Genomic DNA, 15,154 nt, shown 5'->3' with positions numbered 1-15,154 from the left:
CGCTCGCATGACCGGACGCATCGAAGGCAAGGTGGCAGCGATCGTCGGCGCCGCGCGCGGCATCGGCAAGGGCATAGCCCAGCGCTTTGCCGAGGAAGGCGCAAGGCTGGTGCTCGCTGACAGCGAGGCCGAGGCCGGCCAGGCGAGCGCCGATGAGCTCGGCGCCGCTTTCATCCACACCGACATCTCGAGGATGGCCGACGCGGAAGCCGTTGTGGCATTGGCGCTGGAGCGCCATGGCCGCCTCGACATCATCGTCCAGAACGCCGGCATCTACCCCTGGCAATTAATCGAGAACACCAGTCCCGACGATTGGGACCGCGTCATGGCGGTTAATTTGCGCGGCACTTTCAACGCCGCCCGCGCCGCCCTGACACCGATGAGGGCACAGCAGAGCGGCCGCATGCTCTTCACATCCTCGATTACCGGTCCACAGGTGAGCAGCCCCGGCCACGGTCACTATTCCGCCAGCAAGGCCGGCATAAACGGCTTCATCCGTTCCGCGGCTCTGGAGTTTTCCGGCTATGGCATCACCGTCAACGGCGTCGAGCCCGGCAACATCCTGACCGAAGGCATGAAGCTGCATCGCGATGCCGCGTTCATCAAGAGCATGGAGGACGCCGTGCCGCTCGGCCGCCTTGGCACACCGCGCGACGTCGCCAACGCCTTCTTGTTCCTGGCCTCGGACGACGCCAGCTATATAACCGGTACGACCATTGTCGTCGATGGCGGCCAGCTCCTGCCGGAAGGCCAGGATTTCCGCCTGACACCGTCGTGATTCGCTGCAACTCCGGCGCCCGTCCACCGTTGGGGTGACAGCCGCTGCAATGACCGGCTCGTTCATCGCCTATTCAACCGGTCTGCTGTAGCATGATGAGCCTGAATCGCACGGAGGACGTATCGTGTCAAAAACCCCAATTTTCTTGATCCGAATGGCGTTGGCAGTCATTTGCTTCGTCGGCTTGGCGGCGACCGCCACCACCCTTTTCCCCGCCACCGCCTCGGCCCAGCAGCTGCGGCGATGCGCCAATGAAGGCGGCATATGCCGCTTGCCCTATCCCACGGAGGTGATTTACGGCGCGCGTGGTCGAACAACCTCGCGGTTTTTCGACCGTCGGTCCGTCCCCTGCTCGAATCGCCTGTTTGGTGACCCTGCCCCCGGCCGCGAAAAAGCCTGTTATTTTGTGGCGCGTGGCGGCTATGGCGATGACGACAATTACGGAGACGACGATTACGGCTCCCGCCCCTACCGTGGCGAATGGGTCGCCTGCGCCAGGGAGGGTGAGTTCTGCGATTTCCGCGGCCGCGCGATGGTCAGATACGGCGCACGTGGCCAGTACACGCAGGATGTTTTCAGGAACGGTGTCAGATGCGGCAACGACGCCTTTGATGATGATCCCGCCCCCGGCGCTCGCAAACGCTGCTACGTCAGGCAGTAACTGCGCCTGAACCCGGCGCGCGCAATAAGGTGGCGGCCCCAGCAAGGGCCGTCGCCGCATTCTGTTTCAGCTTGTCCGGCAGGCTGGTGGGCGATGACGGGCTCGAACCGCCGACATCTTCGGTGTAAACGAAGCGCTCTACCAACTGAGCTAATCGCCCGCTTGAGCGCGGACCTTTAAGCAGTTAGGGCCGCATTCGCAAGGCCAAATGAATAGACGGCGCGCCTGTCGCGGTGCGGATTTCCCCAGCCTCGGCGCCGCTGTCAAAAAACCTTCTCCTGATTGCTGTAATGCGTGAATGCCGCGCTTGACACCCGCGGGCGAACCCCTTATCCACCGCCCCAACGACGAACACGCCTGACACGTGCTCGTCAGTGCGCGGGTGTAGCTCAGTCGGTTAGAGTGCCGGCCTGTCACGCCGGAGGTCGCGGGTTCGAGCCCCGTCACTCGCGCCATCATTTCAAGGGCTTAGGCCCTGCCCTCCAAAAAGTTTCAACTTTCATTTTCCGGAGAGTTTCAACTTTTTGTATTCGTTGCGTTCTTCCGCCAGCGCCTTGCGCCCTGCCCTACGCGACTGGTCGGCGGCGCGGACGGCGGCCAGGTTGACCGGCATATAGGTCTTCTGCAGCGCCTTGCTGTCGTCGATCGAGTTGCCCATCTTGGCGGCGATCGCCTCGACGGAGGCGCCGCCGGCGTTGGCCTCGACCGCGCCCGAACGCCGCATGTCCATCAGCCGGCGCTTCTCCTTCTCCCCGAACACCATGCGCCGGACATCGGCGAAATCATCGACCAGGCTGTCTTTGGTATAGGGCACGCCGGCGCGCGGCCGGCCGCCTTTCGGCCCCGGCGCGAAGCCGCGTGAGCGGAAGATCGGCGCATCGTCGAGCAAGGTGAAGCCGAGCTCGGCGACATAGGCCAGAACCAGGCGCTGCGTGCGCCGCGACAGCGTGCCGAAGGCGCTCTCGCCGCTCTTAGTGCGCGCGATCAGAAAACCCCATTCCTGCGCCGTCTGCATCGCCTGCGCCGGCGTCAGCGTGCGCACGTCGACCGGCGAGAAGCTGGTGTCCCAGGCGACGACGATGTTGGAACTGACCAGCAGGATTCTTTAGCGCGGTCCTTGGAAATCATTCGCCCAGCACAACCCCGGAAGCGACGATCTGGGCCGTCCGTTCGGTGAGCTTCTGGCGCTTTACAAGCGTGGGCTTCTCGTAAGGCTTTTTCATCCTACCGTTCCAAATCGGCGCGCTGACAGGACGTTGAACGCGCTCGCCTCAGTTGCGTTCCGCAATAAAGGGCCGCTAAAAAAGTCGCGAAAAATGGAAGGCGGGAGGCCTCAGGCCTTGGCGAGCAGCGCCTCGACCTCCTCGAGGGTCGGCATGGACGGCGCGGTGCCGGGGCGCGTCACCGAAATGCCGGCGACAGCGCAGGCAAAGCGCACGGCCTCCAGCGGCTCGACGCCCCTTGCCAAAGCGGCTGCGAGACCGCCGTTGAACGCGTCACCCGCCCCCGTGGTCTCGACCACCGGACCGGCACTGACAACACCGACATGTTCGGATCGGTCCTTGCTGTGCAGCAGCGCGCCTTTGTCCCCCAGCGTCACGATGACGGTGCCGACGCCCTTGGCGAGCAGCGCGTCGGCGGCGCGGCGGGCGTCGTCGATTAAGGAGACATTGATGCCGGTCAACCCTTCTGCCTCGGTCTCGTTGGGCGTGACATAGTCGCAGAGCGCGTAGATGCGGTCGGGCAGGCTGGCGGCCGGCGCGGGATTGAGAATGGTTGTCACCCCTGCCCCGCGCGCGATTTCCAGCGCCCTCAAGGCTGCATCGATCGGCTGTTCGAGTTGGGTGACGAAGACGCCGGCGGAACGGATAAGCTCGGCATGCGCCTCAATGTCGGCCGGAGAGATCAGCATTGCCGCGCCCGGGCTGACGATGATGGCGTTGTTGCCGGTGCCTTCCTCGACGAAGATATAGGCCGCGCCGGTATAGCTGTCCGGCGTATCGATGACGGCGCTTTTCACGCCTGCGTCCTTCCAGGTCTGCTTTGCCATGTCGGCGAAGGCATCGACGCCGAGCCTGGTCAGGAAGGTGATGTCGGCGCCGAGTTTCCCTGCCGCCACCGCCTGGTTTGAGCCCTTGCCGCCCGGGCCGAGCTTGAAGGAATTGCCGAGGATCGTCTCGCCCAGACGCGGCTGGCGGTCCGCGCGATAGGCGGTGTCGGCGACGAACACGCCAAGGATCACAACAGGCTTCGTGATGACGGGTTTGCCGGTAGCCATGTCCTTACTCGGCATCCGGCGGCACGACGCCTTTGCGGAAGGCAAAGCAGCCATAGAAGCGGCGCTCGCCGGTCTGGATCACGCAATAGGCTTTCTTCGAGCGCTCGTAGAAGGCGTAGCGTTCGATCGAGATCATCGGCCGGGGCTTGCCCTCGGCCGCGTCGATCTCCTTCTGCACCTCCTTCTGCACCGGCGGGATTTCGTTCGGCTTGCCGACGATCTCCATGCGCGCTGCCGCATCGTCGACGAAAGTATCCAGCGGATAGAGCGACAGCACCGCCTTCACCACCTCCGCCGCCGTCGCATCGATGCGCAACAGCTTGCCGAGCACCGTCTGCCGCGCCACCGAATCGGACGGGAAATTGGTGTCGGCGATGATCAGGTCGTCGCCATGGCCCATCGCCCGCAGCGCCTGGAGCACGTCGGCATTGAGCAGCGGATTGATCCCTTTGAGCATGGGTTCCTCTTGAAGGGTTGATGCGGTCAGAGACGCTTGCCGGTTTCGGCGTCGAAGAGGTGGACCTGGTCGAGGCGCGGCCTGAGCTTGAGCGTGTCGCCCGGCTTGAAGTCGTGACGCTCGCGGAACAGCGCCACCATCTCGCCCTCGCCGAACCGTACGAACACCAGCGTCTCCGATCCTGTCGGTTCGACCACCGAAATCGTGGATGCGACGCCGTCGGGATGGATTTCCAGGTGCTCGGGGCGCACGCCATAGACCACGGCCTGGCCATCCGCCGCGGCGATATCGGTCGGCATCGGAAACGCCGAGCCTGCAATGTCGACCACGGGCTTCCCCCCCTTTTTCACGGTGCCGTTGAGCAGGTTCATCGACGGCGAGCCGATGAAGCCGGCGACGAACAGATTGGCCGGCCGGTCGAACAGTTCCAGCGGCGCGCCGACCTGCTCGATGCGGCCGTCGCGCATCACCACGATCTTGTCGGCCATGGTCATGGCCTCGATCTGGTCGTGGGTGACATAGATGGTGGTCGTCTTCAGCCGCTGATGCAGCTCCTTGATCTCGGTGCGCATCTGCACGCGCAGTTTGGCGTCGAGATTGGAAAGCGGCTCGTCGAACAGGAACACCTGCGGATTGCGCACGATGGCGCGGCCCATGGCGACGCGCTGGCGCTGGCCGCCCGAAAGCTGGCGCGGGTAGCGCTTGAGATAGGGCGCGAGGTCGAGGATATCGGCGGCGCGCTTCACCCGTTCGGCAACCACGGCCGGATCGGTGCCGCGCAGCTTCAGCGCGAAGGCCATGTTCTGCTCCACCGTCTTGTGCGGATAGAGCGCGTAATTCTGGAACACCATGGCGATGTCGCGCTTCGCCGGCGGCAGGTTGTTGACGACCCGGTCGCCGATCGAGATCGTGCCCCCGGAAACCGTCTCCAGCCCGGCCACCATCCTGAGCAGCGTGGATTTGCCGCATCCCGACGGGCCGACCAGCACGACGAATTGTCCGTCGGCAATATCGACGCTGACCTCATGCAGGACCTTGACGGTTCCGAACGCCTTGGCCACACTGCTGATCGCGACTTGAGCCATCGTCTCCCCTTTATCGTTTGCGGTGAAGCTAGCCATTGCGAACGGCAACGGCAAGTCGGTATCTTATAGATAAAAAGCCAATCTTGTTGACAAGGTAATCGATTACGCGAATAGTGGCGAGTGCCAATCCGAGAGCAGGCCTGCTACCCTGAAATCGGAGCTCCGGCGACGCAGGGTGGGGTCCCACGTCCGGTATGATCGAGGAGAACCGTGAGGCGTTTCGACGTCCGAGAGATTGGCCACTTCAATTCAATCGCTGATGTTCTGGGAGGAACCTGTAGATGAGAGTCGACCTGTATGAAAAACTGATGCGCGCCGGTGCGAGCCGTCGCGATGTGCTGAAGGGTGCGGCCAGCATGGCCGCAATCGCCGCCGCCTCCGGCGCCGGGCTCGGAGCACTGACGAGGCCTGCGGCCGCCGACGACAGTGTGCGCGCGAAAATCCTGCAGATCCCGGGCGTCGGCAAAGGCCAGCCGACGGATGCCGACTTCCAGAAGGTCGGCGAGCTCTGCCTCGAAGCGACCAAGGCCAATGTCAAGGAAGGCGAATTCGCCGGTGTCGAGCTCACCTTCATGGGCCTCAACAACCAGAACCTGCACAACGTGCTGTTCCGCGGCTTCCTGAAGCCATGGGAGGCCTATACGGGCGCCAAGATCAGCTGGATCGATCTTGCCCAGGCCGACTACAATGCCCGCCTGCAGCAGTCGATCGCAACCAAGACCGTCGATTTCGACATCATCGAGATGGGCGCGCCCTTCGAAGGCGATGTCTGCGGCAAGGGCCTGACCTCGGAGATGCCCGACTGGGTCAAGAAACAGATCGATTTCGAGGATCTGGTCAACTATCTCAAGCCCCCGGTCGGCACGTGGAACGGCAAGCAATATCGCGTGACGATTGACGGCGACGCGCATAATTTCAACTACCGCACCGACGTGTTCTCCGACTCCGAGCTGGCGGCAGCCTGGAAAGCCGACAGCGGCGACAAGGCAGGGCTGACGGAGTGGGGCGTGCCCAAGACTTGGCAACAGGTGCAGGCCGTGACCAAGTTCCTCAAGGGCAAGAAGTTCAAGGGCCAAGACGTCTACGGCTATCTCGACGCGCCCAAGCCCTGGGGCGGTTTCGGCTTCTATTTCCTCGGCAGCCGCGCCACGGCCTATGCCAAGCATCCCGACGACAAGGCCTGGCTGTTCGATGCCGACACGATGAAGCCGCGCATCAACAACCCGGCCTGGGTGCGCGCCATCCAGGACGTCATCGACGCCCTGCCCTCCGAGCCCGCCGACCAGATCAACGCCGATCCGAACACCACCGCCTTCCAGCAGTTCCTGGCCGGCACCGGCTCGATGATCCCCTGGTGGGGCGATGTCGGCTCGAATGTGAAGACCAATGACTCATCGGTCATCGGCGACGTCACCGGCTTCTCGATCCTGCCGGGCTCCGACGACGTCTACAACTCCAAGACCGGCAAGTGGGAAAAGCTTGCCAGCGGCCCGAACTATGCGCCCAACTGCGCCTATCTCGGCTGGGGCGTCTATGTCATGGCCCGCGTCGATTCCGACGAAAAGAAGAAGAAGGCCGCGTGGTCGGCGGCCGCCCATCTCGGCGGCAAGGACCTGTCGATCTGGACGGCGATGTATCCGTCGGGCTTCCAGCCGTACCGCAACTCCCATTTCAACATTCCCGAATGGGTTGCGGCCGGCTATGACGAGGCCTTCATCACCTCCTATCTCAAGTCGGAAGGCGATTCCTACAACCATCCGAACGCGGCGATCGAGCCACGCATCCCCGGCATCTTCCAGTACTATTCAGCCGCCGAGGACATCCTGGCCAACACCTTCGCCGGCAAGATGAAGGCGCAGGAAGGCGCCGACGCCATCGCCGCGGCCTGGGAAAAGCTGACCGACCAGATCGGCCGCGAAAACCAGATCAAGCTCTACAAAGCCTCGCTCGGCATGTAGGCTGGCTTATGAGACGTCGCGGCCCGGTGGCACATCGTCACCGGGCCGCATCTTTACCGGCTCGGCCGGTTTGAAGCGTTAGAGCAATTCCAGGAAAAGTGTGAGCGGTTTTCCGTCCGGAATTGCGTAAAAACAAAGAGATAGAGCGGTTCGCCGTTTCCGTGAAACGGTGAAGCGCTCTAGAAGGCGAGAGGCGTGGCTGAGCAGATTTCGACCGCGAATGCGTGGCCGGCACATCCGGCCGACCTGATCCCGGCAGGCCGCAAGCGCCTCGGCTGGGGCCTGCTGGCCATTGCAACGCTTGGCCTGCTGGCGATCATCGTCGTGCAGATCCTCTACAAGACCGAGATGTCCACGGTCGGTTTCGACACATGGCGCCCGGTCGTCTACGCCTACATCTTGTGGGGCGCAGCGCTTGGCGCCTGGCAGGTGCTGACGCGCGGCGAGGACGGGCAGCGCGCGCTGTTCCTTTTGCCGGCCCTGCTCTTCACCATCGCCATGGTGATCTTCCCGACGCTGTTCGGCTTCTACATCGCGCTGACCGACTGGAACCTCAGCTCGTTCTCAGGCCGCCGTTTCAACGGCCTCGACAATTTCTGGCAGATGCTGGCCGACCCTTATTACCGCAACGCGCTGTTGAACATGGTGCTCTATGTGCTTGCGGTGCTGGTCGAATATGTCATCGCCTTCGGCCTGGCGCTGCTGCTCAATGCGCAGATTCGGGCCCGCAAATTCTTCCGCGTCGTCTTCCTGCTGCCGCTGATGCTGTCGCCGGTCGCCGTGTCCTGGATGGTCGGCAAGTCGCTGATGGAGTACCGGTTCGGCCCGGCGGCGACACTGGCGCGTCATCTCGGCTGGGACAATCCCGCCTTCTTCTCCGATCCGATCACCGCCCGCATCTCGATCATGATGCTCGATGCCTGGACCTTCATCCCGTTCATGATGATCATGCTGCTTGCCGGCCTGCAGGCGATGTCGCGCGAGGTGCTGGAAGCCGCCCGCGTCGACGGTGCGACGGCATGGCAGACCTTCTGGCAGGTCACCTTCCCGCTGATGCTGCCGGTATCGGTGACGGCGGTGATCCTGCGCATCATCTTCAAGCTGAAGCTCGCGGACATCATCATCACCCTGACCTCCGGCGGACCCGGCGGCGCCACCGATTCCGTGTCGAGCTTCATCTATCGCGAATACCGCGACCGCTCGAATGTCGGCTACGGTACCATGCTGGCCATGGCCTATCTGGTCATCATCATCGTGTTCGTGACCTGGCTCCTGAAATTCGCCAGTCGCTTCGTGCGCAACGTCAACTGAGCGGCATCATGAGCGTCCAGACCACCGACTACACCGTTTCCGAAATCCGCTCGCCGGCGGCCTTCATCGCCAGCCGCGTCTTCATCTATGGCGCGCTTATCTTCTGGGCTTTCGTCTGTCTGTTCCCGATCTATTGGACGATCACCACCTCGTTCAAATCGGCGGTCGACGTCACCCAAGGCCATCTCATTCCCTTCGTCGACTTTACACCTGACTGGAAGGGCTGGCGCTCGCTCGGCCTGTCGCCGGATTCGATCTTCCAGACATCGACCGTGCGCGACGAATTCCTCAAACGTTTCATGAACTCCGTCATCACCTCGGTCGGCGCATCGAGCCTCGCCATCATCATCGGCAGCCTCGCCGCCTATGGCCTTGTCCGCTACCGCTACAAATTCGCCTGGTTCAAGAACGAGGATATCTCCTTCTTCTTCCTGTCGCAGCTCATCCTGCCGCCAGTCGTTCTGGCGCTGCCTTTCCTGGTGCTCTACCGGGAAGTGGCGCTCCTCGACACCCGTATTGGGCTCGTGCTCCTCTACACGCTGATGGTGCTGCCGATCGTCATCTGGATCATGCGCGACCAGTTCAACTCGATACCCGTCGAGTTGGAGGAGGCGGCTTTGGTCGACGGGCTGTCGATCTGGGGCGCCTTCTTCCGCATCGTCATGCCGATCGCCCTGCCCGGCATGGTCGCCGCCTTCATCCTGGCGATGGTGCTGTGCTGGAACGAGTATTTCTTCGCCGCGCTTCTGACATCGACCGATGCCAAGACCATCCCCGTCATGGTGGCGAGCCAGACCGGCTCGCAAGGCATCAACTGGTGGTCGATGGCGGCCTTGGCCACCGCCGCGATCGCGCCGCTGGCGATCATCGGCATCGCGCTCGAGCGCTATCTGATCATGGGCATGACGGCCGGCTCGGTGAAGTAGCTGGACCTCACCTTCTCCCCTTGTTGTGGGAGAAGGAAGAACCGCGCCTATCGCACCAGGATCGACCTTAGATGATCCAGGATCATGGCGACGCCGATCTTACCGAGGCCCGCCGAAGCTTCCGGCGCGCTCTTCGTGTACCAGCTGGTATTGTCCGCGAAATGGCCGGCATCCACCGCCTCGGGACACAGCGCCAGCATCAGCGAGGTCTCACCTTTGCCGGCATGGTCGAACGGATATTTGCCGGTCATCGCGGCCGGCATCAACGGATGCACCTGCACCCAGTTGAAGACATTCTCGCCCTGCGCATGGCCGGCATAGTAATCGGCCATGGTGTTGGAACCCCACCAGCCCTCGCCGCGCTCCTTTTCCAGGAAGCGGAAGATCGCCTGCCGACCGGCGGTCTTGAAGGCGAGATCGGTCGGCATGCCGGCCACGAAATTTTCGGTCTGGTGGTGGATGATGGCGTGGATGTTGCGGAAGCCGATACGCAGCAGCCCGTAGAACAATTCCTCCGCGAAGGGCGAAAGCACCGGACCGCCGACCTGCACCGAGCCGCTGCCTTCCGGCGCCGCGACCGCATAGCTTGCCGCGCCGTAATAGAAGGGCGGCAGGATGACGAGGTCCCTCTCCTTCTCGATCAGCTCCACCGTCTTGACGACGGCCAGCGTGTCCATGCCGACCGCCATGTGCTCGCCGTGGTATTCGAGCACGCCGAGCGGCAGCACGACCGGCCAGTTCTCCTCGATCGCCTTGCGGATCTGGTGCGGCAGCATCAGCTCGTAGCGCATCTCCTACTCCATGTTGGTGTGCCTGGCGCGCATCCCTTCCGGCGTCGCATTGGTCAGCGCCTGGAGCTTCAGCACCATGATTTCAAATAAGAGGAACAGAGCGCCTTCGAACAGCGAGCCCATCGGCAGCACCGAGCTTCTTGCCGCGCCCTGGTCGCTGGCCATCGTCTGCGCCGGGATGACGAGCGTGAAGTCGGCGAGCTTGGCGGCGCTGCTTTCCGGTTCTGCCGTCAAAAGCAGCACCTTCGCGCCGGCATCGCGGGCAACGCGCATCAAGGTCAGCACCGTAGTGGTCTCGCCCGGCCCTGAACTCGCCAGGAAGACGTCGCCCTGCCCGAGCGGCGGCGTGGTCATGTCGCCGACGACCGAGACCGGCAGACCGAGATGGTAGATCCGCATGGCGAAACCCTTCACCTGCAGCGCCTCGCGGCCGCAGCCATAGACGGCGATCTTGCCGGCGTCGGCCAGTATCGCGCAGGCGGCGTCGATGCGAGCTTCATCCGTGCGCGCCAGCACCGCGCCAAGCTCGTCCAGCGCGGTCGCGAACATGCCGGATCCGGCTTTGATCATGACGGCTCACCCTCCTGCGCAAATATCGCGATTTGCGGTGCGCGCCGCGAAAGGCTTGTTTTTGTTCATGCTACCACTGCGAAAATCGCTGTCCAACGAGCCTCAGCACTTTTGCTGGGCCACGGGCATGATAGTGTCATGTCAGACAAATCACTCCGGGACATCATCAGACATGAAGACACGGCACTTCGACCGCATCGGCAATGGCGGCATCACCTTCACCGAGCTCGGCTTCGGCACAGCGCCGCTTGGCAATCTCTACCGCGCCATCTCCGACGAGGACGCCAATGCCACCCTGGAAGCGGCATGGGCGACCGGATGCCGCTACTTTGATACGGCGCCGCTCTACGGCCTCGGCCTGTCGGAAACGCGCCTCAACCCGTTCCTCCGCCGCAGAAAGCGCGACGACTATGTGCTGTCGAGCAAAGTCGGCCGCATCATGCGCGTCGCCCCGCCGGACCAGCGCACCGGCATCGGCAAGTTTTTCGAGACACCGTCGCGCCGGGAAGTCTACGACTACTCCTATGACGGCGTCATGCGCTCCTTCGAGGCCTCGCTGGAGCGTCTTGGCGTCGACCGTATCGACATTCTCTTCGTCCACGACGTCGACATCTTCACCCATGGCAGCAAGGAAGCCTCCGACGCCCGCATTGAGGAGTTCATGTCGTCCGGCTATTACGGGCTGCTTTCGCTGCGTGATCAGGGCGTGATCAAGGCCTTCGGCGGCGGCATCAACGAGTGGCAAGTCGCTCAGACGCTTGCCGAGCGCGGCGACTTCGACCTGTTCCTGCTCGCCGGCCGCTACACGCTGCTCGAACAGGAAGCGCTTCAATCCTTCCTGCCGCTTTGCCAGAAGCGTGGCATCGGCATCGTGCTGGGCGGCCCCTACAATTCCGGCGTGCTGGCGACCGGACCGAAGCCGGGCGCCTTCTACAATTACAGCGAGGCGCCGAAGGAGATCCTCGACCGCGTGGCGCGCATCGAAGCCGTCTGCGAGCGCCACAATGTGCGTCTGATCGAGGCGGCTCTGCAATTCCCGCTGCAGCACCCTTCGGTGATGTCTGTGATCCCCGGCGGCCAGCGGCCTGCCGAGGTCGAGAGCAACCGCGCGCTGCTCGACACCAAGATACCGGTGGCGCTCTGGGCGGATTTGAAACAGGAAGGCCTGATGCGCGCCGACGCGCCGACGGCCTGAGCAATTCCAGCAAAAGTGCAGGGCCGATCGCCAGAAAAAGAAAAGCCGGGCAAGCCCGGCTTTTCTGCTCTTAAAGAATAAAGGTCTTAGTTGACCGCGTCCTTGAGGCCCTTGCCGGCCGAGAACTTCGGCACTGTGCGCGCTGGAATCTGCACTTCCGCGCCGGTCTGCGGATTGCGGCCGGTCGAAGCAGCGCGTTTTGACACGGTGAAATTTCCGAAGCCGACAAGCCGGACATCGCCGCCCTTCTTAAGTTCGCCTGTGATCACGGAGAACACCGCATCGACGGCGGACTGCGCATCAGCCTTCGAAAGGCTTGCGGAGTCGGCGACAGCGGACACCAGTTCGTTCTTGTTCATCAAAATTTCCTTCCATGAGAAAACCGGAACTTACGACTCGTCCGGCAGGAAACGGACTTTAGAAAGAAGCGTACAGGAACCCAAGCCGAAAACCGCAGAATTCCGGGCTTTTTTGCATTTTTTCATGGCTTTTTCACATGAAAAAGCCGGGCTCACGGCCCGGCTCTCTCTTTGTGCATTGCAACGTTAGAATATTCTAATGAGCAAGCGACTTTCCGGCATCGTCGCCGGAGTCGACCGGAGCCGGCGCATTGACCGGCTCGACCCACTCGATCGGCTCCGGCATCCGGGTCAGCGCGTGCGCGAGCACCTCGCCGACACGCGAGACCGGGACGATCTCCATGCCGTTCTTGACGTTGTCCGGAATGTCCGCCAGATCCTTGACGTTCTCTTCCGGGATCAGCACCTTCTTGATGCCGCCGCGCAATGCCGCGAGCAGCTTCTCCTTCAGGCCGCCGATCGGCAGGATGCGGCCACGCAGCGTGATCTCGCCGGTCATCGCCACATCGGCCCGGACCGGGATACCCGTCAGCACCGACACGATAGCCGTGGCCATCGCGGCGCCGGCGGACGGGCCGTCCTTCGGTGTCGCGCCTTCCGGCAAGTGGACGTGGATGTCGCGCTTGTCGAACAGCGGCGGCTCGATGCCGAAATCGATTGCCCTGGAGCGGACATAAGAGGCCGCCGCCGAGATCGATTCCTTCATCACGTCACGCAGGTTGCCGGTCACCGTCATGCGGCCCTTGCCGGGCATCATGACGCCTTCGATCGTCAGCAGCTCGCCGCCGACTTCCGTCCAGGCAAGACCCGTGACCACGCCGACCTGATCGTCGGCCTCGACCTGGCCGAAGCGGAAGCGCGGCACGCCGAGATAATCGGCGAGGTTATCCGCCGTGATCTTCACCGTCTTCTTCTTCGTCCGCAGGATCTCGGTCACCGCCTTGCGCCCGAGCTTCATCAGCTCGCGCTCCAGGCTGCGCACGCCGGCTTCCCGCGTGTAGGTCTGGATGATGCCGCGGATCGCGTCCTCGCCGACCGAGAATTCGTTCGGCTGCAGGGCATGGTCGCGGATCACCTTGGGCATCAGGTGACGCTTGGCGATCTCGATCTTCTCGTCCTCGGTGTAACCGGCGATACGGATGATCTCCATGCGGTCCATCAGGGGCGCAGGGATGTTCAGCGTGTTCGCCGTCGTCACGAACATGACGCTCGACAGGTCGTATTCGACCTCGAGGTAATGGTCCATGAACGTCGAGTTCTGCTCCGGATCGAGCACCTCGAGCAGGGCCGATGACGGATCGCCGCGGAAGTCCTGGCCCATCTTGTCGATCTCGTCGAGCAGGAAGAGCGGGTTGGACTTCTTGGCCTTCTTCATCGACTGAATGACCTTGCCGGGCATCGAGCCGATATAGGTCCGCCTGTGGCCGCGGATCTCGGCCTCGTCACGCACGCCGCCAAGCGCCATGCGGATGAACTCGCGGCCGGTCGCCTTGGCGATCGACTTGCCGAGCGAGGTCTTGCCGACGCCGGGCGGGCCGACGAGGCACAGGATCGGCCCCTTGATCTTCTTCTGGCGGCTCTGCACGGCGAGATACTCGACGATGCGCTCCTTGACCTTGTCGAGGCCGAAATGATCGGCGTCGAGCACGTCCTGCGCATAGTTCAGGTCCTGCTTGACCTTGGAGTTCTTGCCCCACGGGATCGACAGCAGCCAGTCGAGATAGTTGCGCACGACCGTCGATTCAGCCGACATCGGCGACATCGAGCGCAGCTTCTTCAATTCGGCTTCCGCCTTCTCGCGGGCCTCCTTGGAGAGCTTGGTCTTCTTGATGCGCGCCTCGATCTCGGCGGCCTCGTCGCGGCCGTCCTCGCCCTCGCCGAGCTCCTTCTGGATCGCCTTCATCTGCTCGTTAAGGTAGTACTCGCGCTGCGTCTTCTCCATCTGGCGCTTGACGCGCGAGCGGATGCGCTTTTCCACCTGGAGCACGGAGATTTCGGCTTCCATGAAGCCCATCGCCTTCTCCAGCCGTTCCTTGACGGAAAGCGTGGCGAGCATCTCCTGCTTCTCGGGGATCTTGATGGCGAGATGCGACGCAACCGTGTCGGCGAGCTTGGAATAGTCGTCGATCTGGCTGGCGGCGCCCACCACTTCGGGCGAGATCTTCTTGTTCAGCTTGACGTAATTCTCGAAGTCGGTGACGACCGAGCGGGCAAGCGCCTCGATCTCGACCTCTTCCTCTTCCGGCTCGGCCAACGCCGTGGCGCGGGCTTCATGGAAATCGGGGCGATCGGTGAACGAGACGATCTTGGCGCGCGAGGCGCCCTCGACCAGCACCTTCACGGTGCCGTCGGGCAGCTTCAAAAGCTGCAGCACATTGGCGAGCGTGCCGATGTCGAAAATCGCATCGGGCTCAGGATCGTCGTCGGCTGCATTCATCTGGGTGGCGAGCAGGATTTGCTTTTCCTGACCCATCACCTCTTCCAGCGCCTTGATCGACTTTTCACGGCCCACGAAGAGCGGAACGATCATATGCGGGAACACGACGATATCGCGCAGTGGGAGAACTGCGAAAACGCCGTCGCCGGAAGCCTTGGATATCTTGGCCATTGTCCAACCTTTCATGTCGCGGCCGCTTATTTAGCCAACCGCGAATCTCATATTAACGACCGAGCGTCGTTCCGCCTACCACCGTTTGTGACGGGAATTTTACAGCACAGAATTCGGCGCCTCGGCCTTCTGCTGTTAGGTGGATGTAGCCGAGGCAAAGATCAAGGGTTAGCACCG

Annotated in this window: 15 protein-coding genes and 2 tRNA genes; 7 read left to right on the top strand and 10 right to left on the bottom strand. The window is 62.7% G+C overall.

Annotated elements, in window-relative coordinates:
• Nucleotides 1-7: 7 nt before the first annotated feature.
• Nucleotides 8-778, top strand: a complete 771-nt coding sequence (locus tag LB528_RS01120) for an SDR family NAD(P)-dependent oxidoreductase (protein WP_224512180.1) — start codon at nt 8-10, stop codon at nt 776-778.
• Between the two features lie 124 nt (nt 779-902).
• Entirely contained in the window at nt 903-1,439 is a 537-nt protein-coding gene (locus LB528_RS01115) for a hypothetical protein (protein WP_318012254.1), read from the top strand.
• A gap of 84 nt (nt 1,440-1,523) precedes the next feature.
• On the opposite strand, the gene LB528_RS01110 is transcribed toward LB528_RS01115, so the two are convergent.
• Nucleotides 1,524-1,599, bottom strand: a tRNA-Val gene (locus LB528_RS01110).
• Between the two features lie 218 nt (nt 1,600-1,817).
• Here LB528_RS01110 and LB528_RS01105 point away from each other — a divergent pair.
• Nucleotides 1,818-1,894, top strand: a tRNA-Asp gene (locus LB528_RS01105).
• Between the two features lie 44 nt (nt 1,895-1,938).
• Here LB528_RS01105 and LB528_RS01100 read toward each other — a convergent pair.
• From LB528_RS01100 to LB528_RS01080, 5 genes are all read right to left on the bottom strand, one after another.
• Entirely contained in the window at nt 1,939-2,481 is a 543-nt protein-coding gene (locus LB528_RS01100; protein ID WP_224713536.1) for a hypothetical protein, read from the bottom strand.
• An 82-nt stretch (nt 2,482-2,563) separates the two neighbouring features.
• The gene (locus LB528_RS01095; RefSeq protein ID WP_208648418.1) at nt 2,564-2,662 is read right to left on the bottom strand and encodes a putative RiPP precursor; all 99 of its coding nucleotides are present in this window, start codon (nt 2,660-2,662) and stop codon (nt 2,564-2,566) included.
• A 110-nt stretch (nt 2,663-2,772) separates the two neighbouring features.
• A complete protein-coding gene (rbsK, locus tag LB528_RS01090; protein WP_224713535.1) occupies nt 2,773-3,717 on the bottom strand; it encodes a ribokinase in 945 nt (314 codons plus the stop codon).
• Nucleotides 3,718-3,721: 4 nt separating this feature from the next.
• The gene (locus LB528_RS01085; RefSeq protein WP_224713534.1) at nt 3,722-4,174 is read right to left on the bottom strand and encodes an RbsD/FucU family protein; all 453 of its coding nucleotides are present in this window, start codon (nt 4,172-4,174) and stop codon (nt 3,722-3,724) included.
• A gap of 26 nt (nt 4,175-4,200) precedes the next feature.
• Nucleotides 4,201-5,259 carry an ABC transporter ATP-binding protein gene (locus LB528_RS01080; RefSeq protein ID WP_224713533.1) on the bottom strand — a complete coding sequence of 353 codons (1,059 nt, stop codon included), beginning with the start codon at nt 5,257-5,259 and terminating at the stop codon, nt 4,201-4,203.
• A gap of 281 nt (nt 5,260-5,540) precedes the next feature.
• Here LB528_RS01080 and LB528_RS01075 point away from each other — a divergent pair, with 281 nt between their 5' ends.
• The 3 genes from LB528_RS01075 to LB528_RS01065 all read left to right on the top strand — a co-directional run bounded on the left by LB528_RS01075 (nt 5,541) and on the right by LB528_RS01065 (nt 9,454).
• Nucleotides 5,541-7,217, top strand: coding sequence for a sugar ABC transporter substrate-binding protein (locus LB528_RS01075; RefSeq protein ID WP_224713532.1), 1,677 nt, complete (start codon nt 5,541-5,543; stop codon nt 7,215-7,217).
• A 195-nt stretch (nt 7,218-7,412) separates the two neighbouring features.
• Entirely contained in the window at nt 7,413-8,528 is a 1,116-nt protein-coding gene (locus tag LB528_RS01070; RefSeq protein ID WP_224512186.1) for a carbohydrate ABC transporter permease, read from the top strand.
• Nucleotides 8,529-8,536: 8 nt separating this feature from the next.
• A complete protein-coding gene (locus LB528_RS01065; protein WP_224713531.1) occupies nt 8,537-9,454 on the top strand; it encodes a carbohydrate ABC transporter permease in 918 nt (305 codons plus the stop codon).
• A 47-nt stretch (nt 9,455-9,501) separates the two neighbouring features.
• Here LB528_RS01065 and LB528_RS01060 read toward each other — a convergent pair whose 3' ends face one another.
• Both LB528_RS01060 and hxlB read right to left on the bottom strand, forming a co-directional pair.
• Nucleotides 9,502-10,245, bottom strand: coding sequence for a creatininase family protein (locus LB528_RS01060; RefSeq protein ID WP_224713530.1), 744 nt, complete (start codon nt 10,243-10,245; stop codon nt 9,502-9,504).
• A gap of 3 nt (nt 10,246-10,248) precedes the next feature.
• On the bottom strand, nt 10,249-10,815 hold the full coding sequence (gene hxlB, locus LB528_RS01055; protein WP_224713529.1) for a 6-phospho-3-hexuloisomerase: 567 nt from the start codon (nt 10,813-10,815) through the stop codon (nt 10,249-10,251).
• Between the two features lie 172 nt (nt 10,816-10,987).
• Here hxlB and LB528_RS01050 point away from each other — a divergent pair, with 172 nt between their 5' ends.
• Nucleotides 10,988-12,010 carry an aldo/keto reductase gene (locus LB528_RS01050; protein ID WP_224713528.1) on the top strand — a complete coding sequence of 341 codons (1,023 nt, stop codon included), beginning with the start codon at nt 10,988-10,990 and terminating at the stop codon, nt 12,008-12,010.
• Nucleotides 12,011-12,096: 86 nt separating this feature from the next.
• On the opposite strand, the gene hupB is transcribed toward LB528_RS01050, so the two are convergent.
• Both hupB and lon read right to left on the bottom strand, forming a co-directional pair.
• On the bottom strand, nt 12,097-12,369 hold the full coding sequence (hupB, locus tag LB528_RS01045) for a DNA-binding protein HupB (RefSeq protein ID WP_224512194.1): 273 nt from the start codon (nt 12,367-12,369) through the stop codon (nt 12,097-12,099).
• A gap of 196 nt (nt 12,370-12,565) precedes the next feature.
• Nucleotides 12,566-14,977 carry an endopeptidase La gene (gene lon / locus LB528_RS01040; protein ID WP_224713527.1) on the bottom strand — a complete coding sequence of 804 codons (2,412 nt, stop codon included), beginning with the start codon at nt 14,975-14,977 and terminating at the stop codon, nt 12,566-12,568.
• Nucleotides 14,978-15,154: the final 177 nt, after the last annotated feature.

The sequence above is a fragment of the Mesorhizobium sp. CA4 genome (genome assembly GCF_020165075.1).
GTDB lineage: Bacteria > Pseudomonadota > Alphaproteobacteria > Rhizobiales > Rhizobiaceae > Mesorhizobium.
The sequence above is the reverse complement of the archived record's forward strand: the minus strand, read 5'-3'. Positions and strand labels throughout refer to the sequence as shown.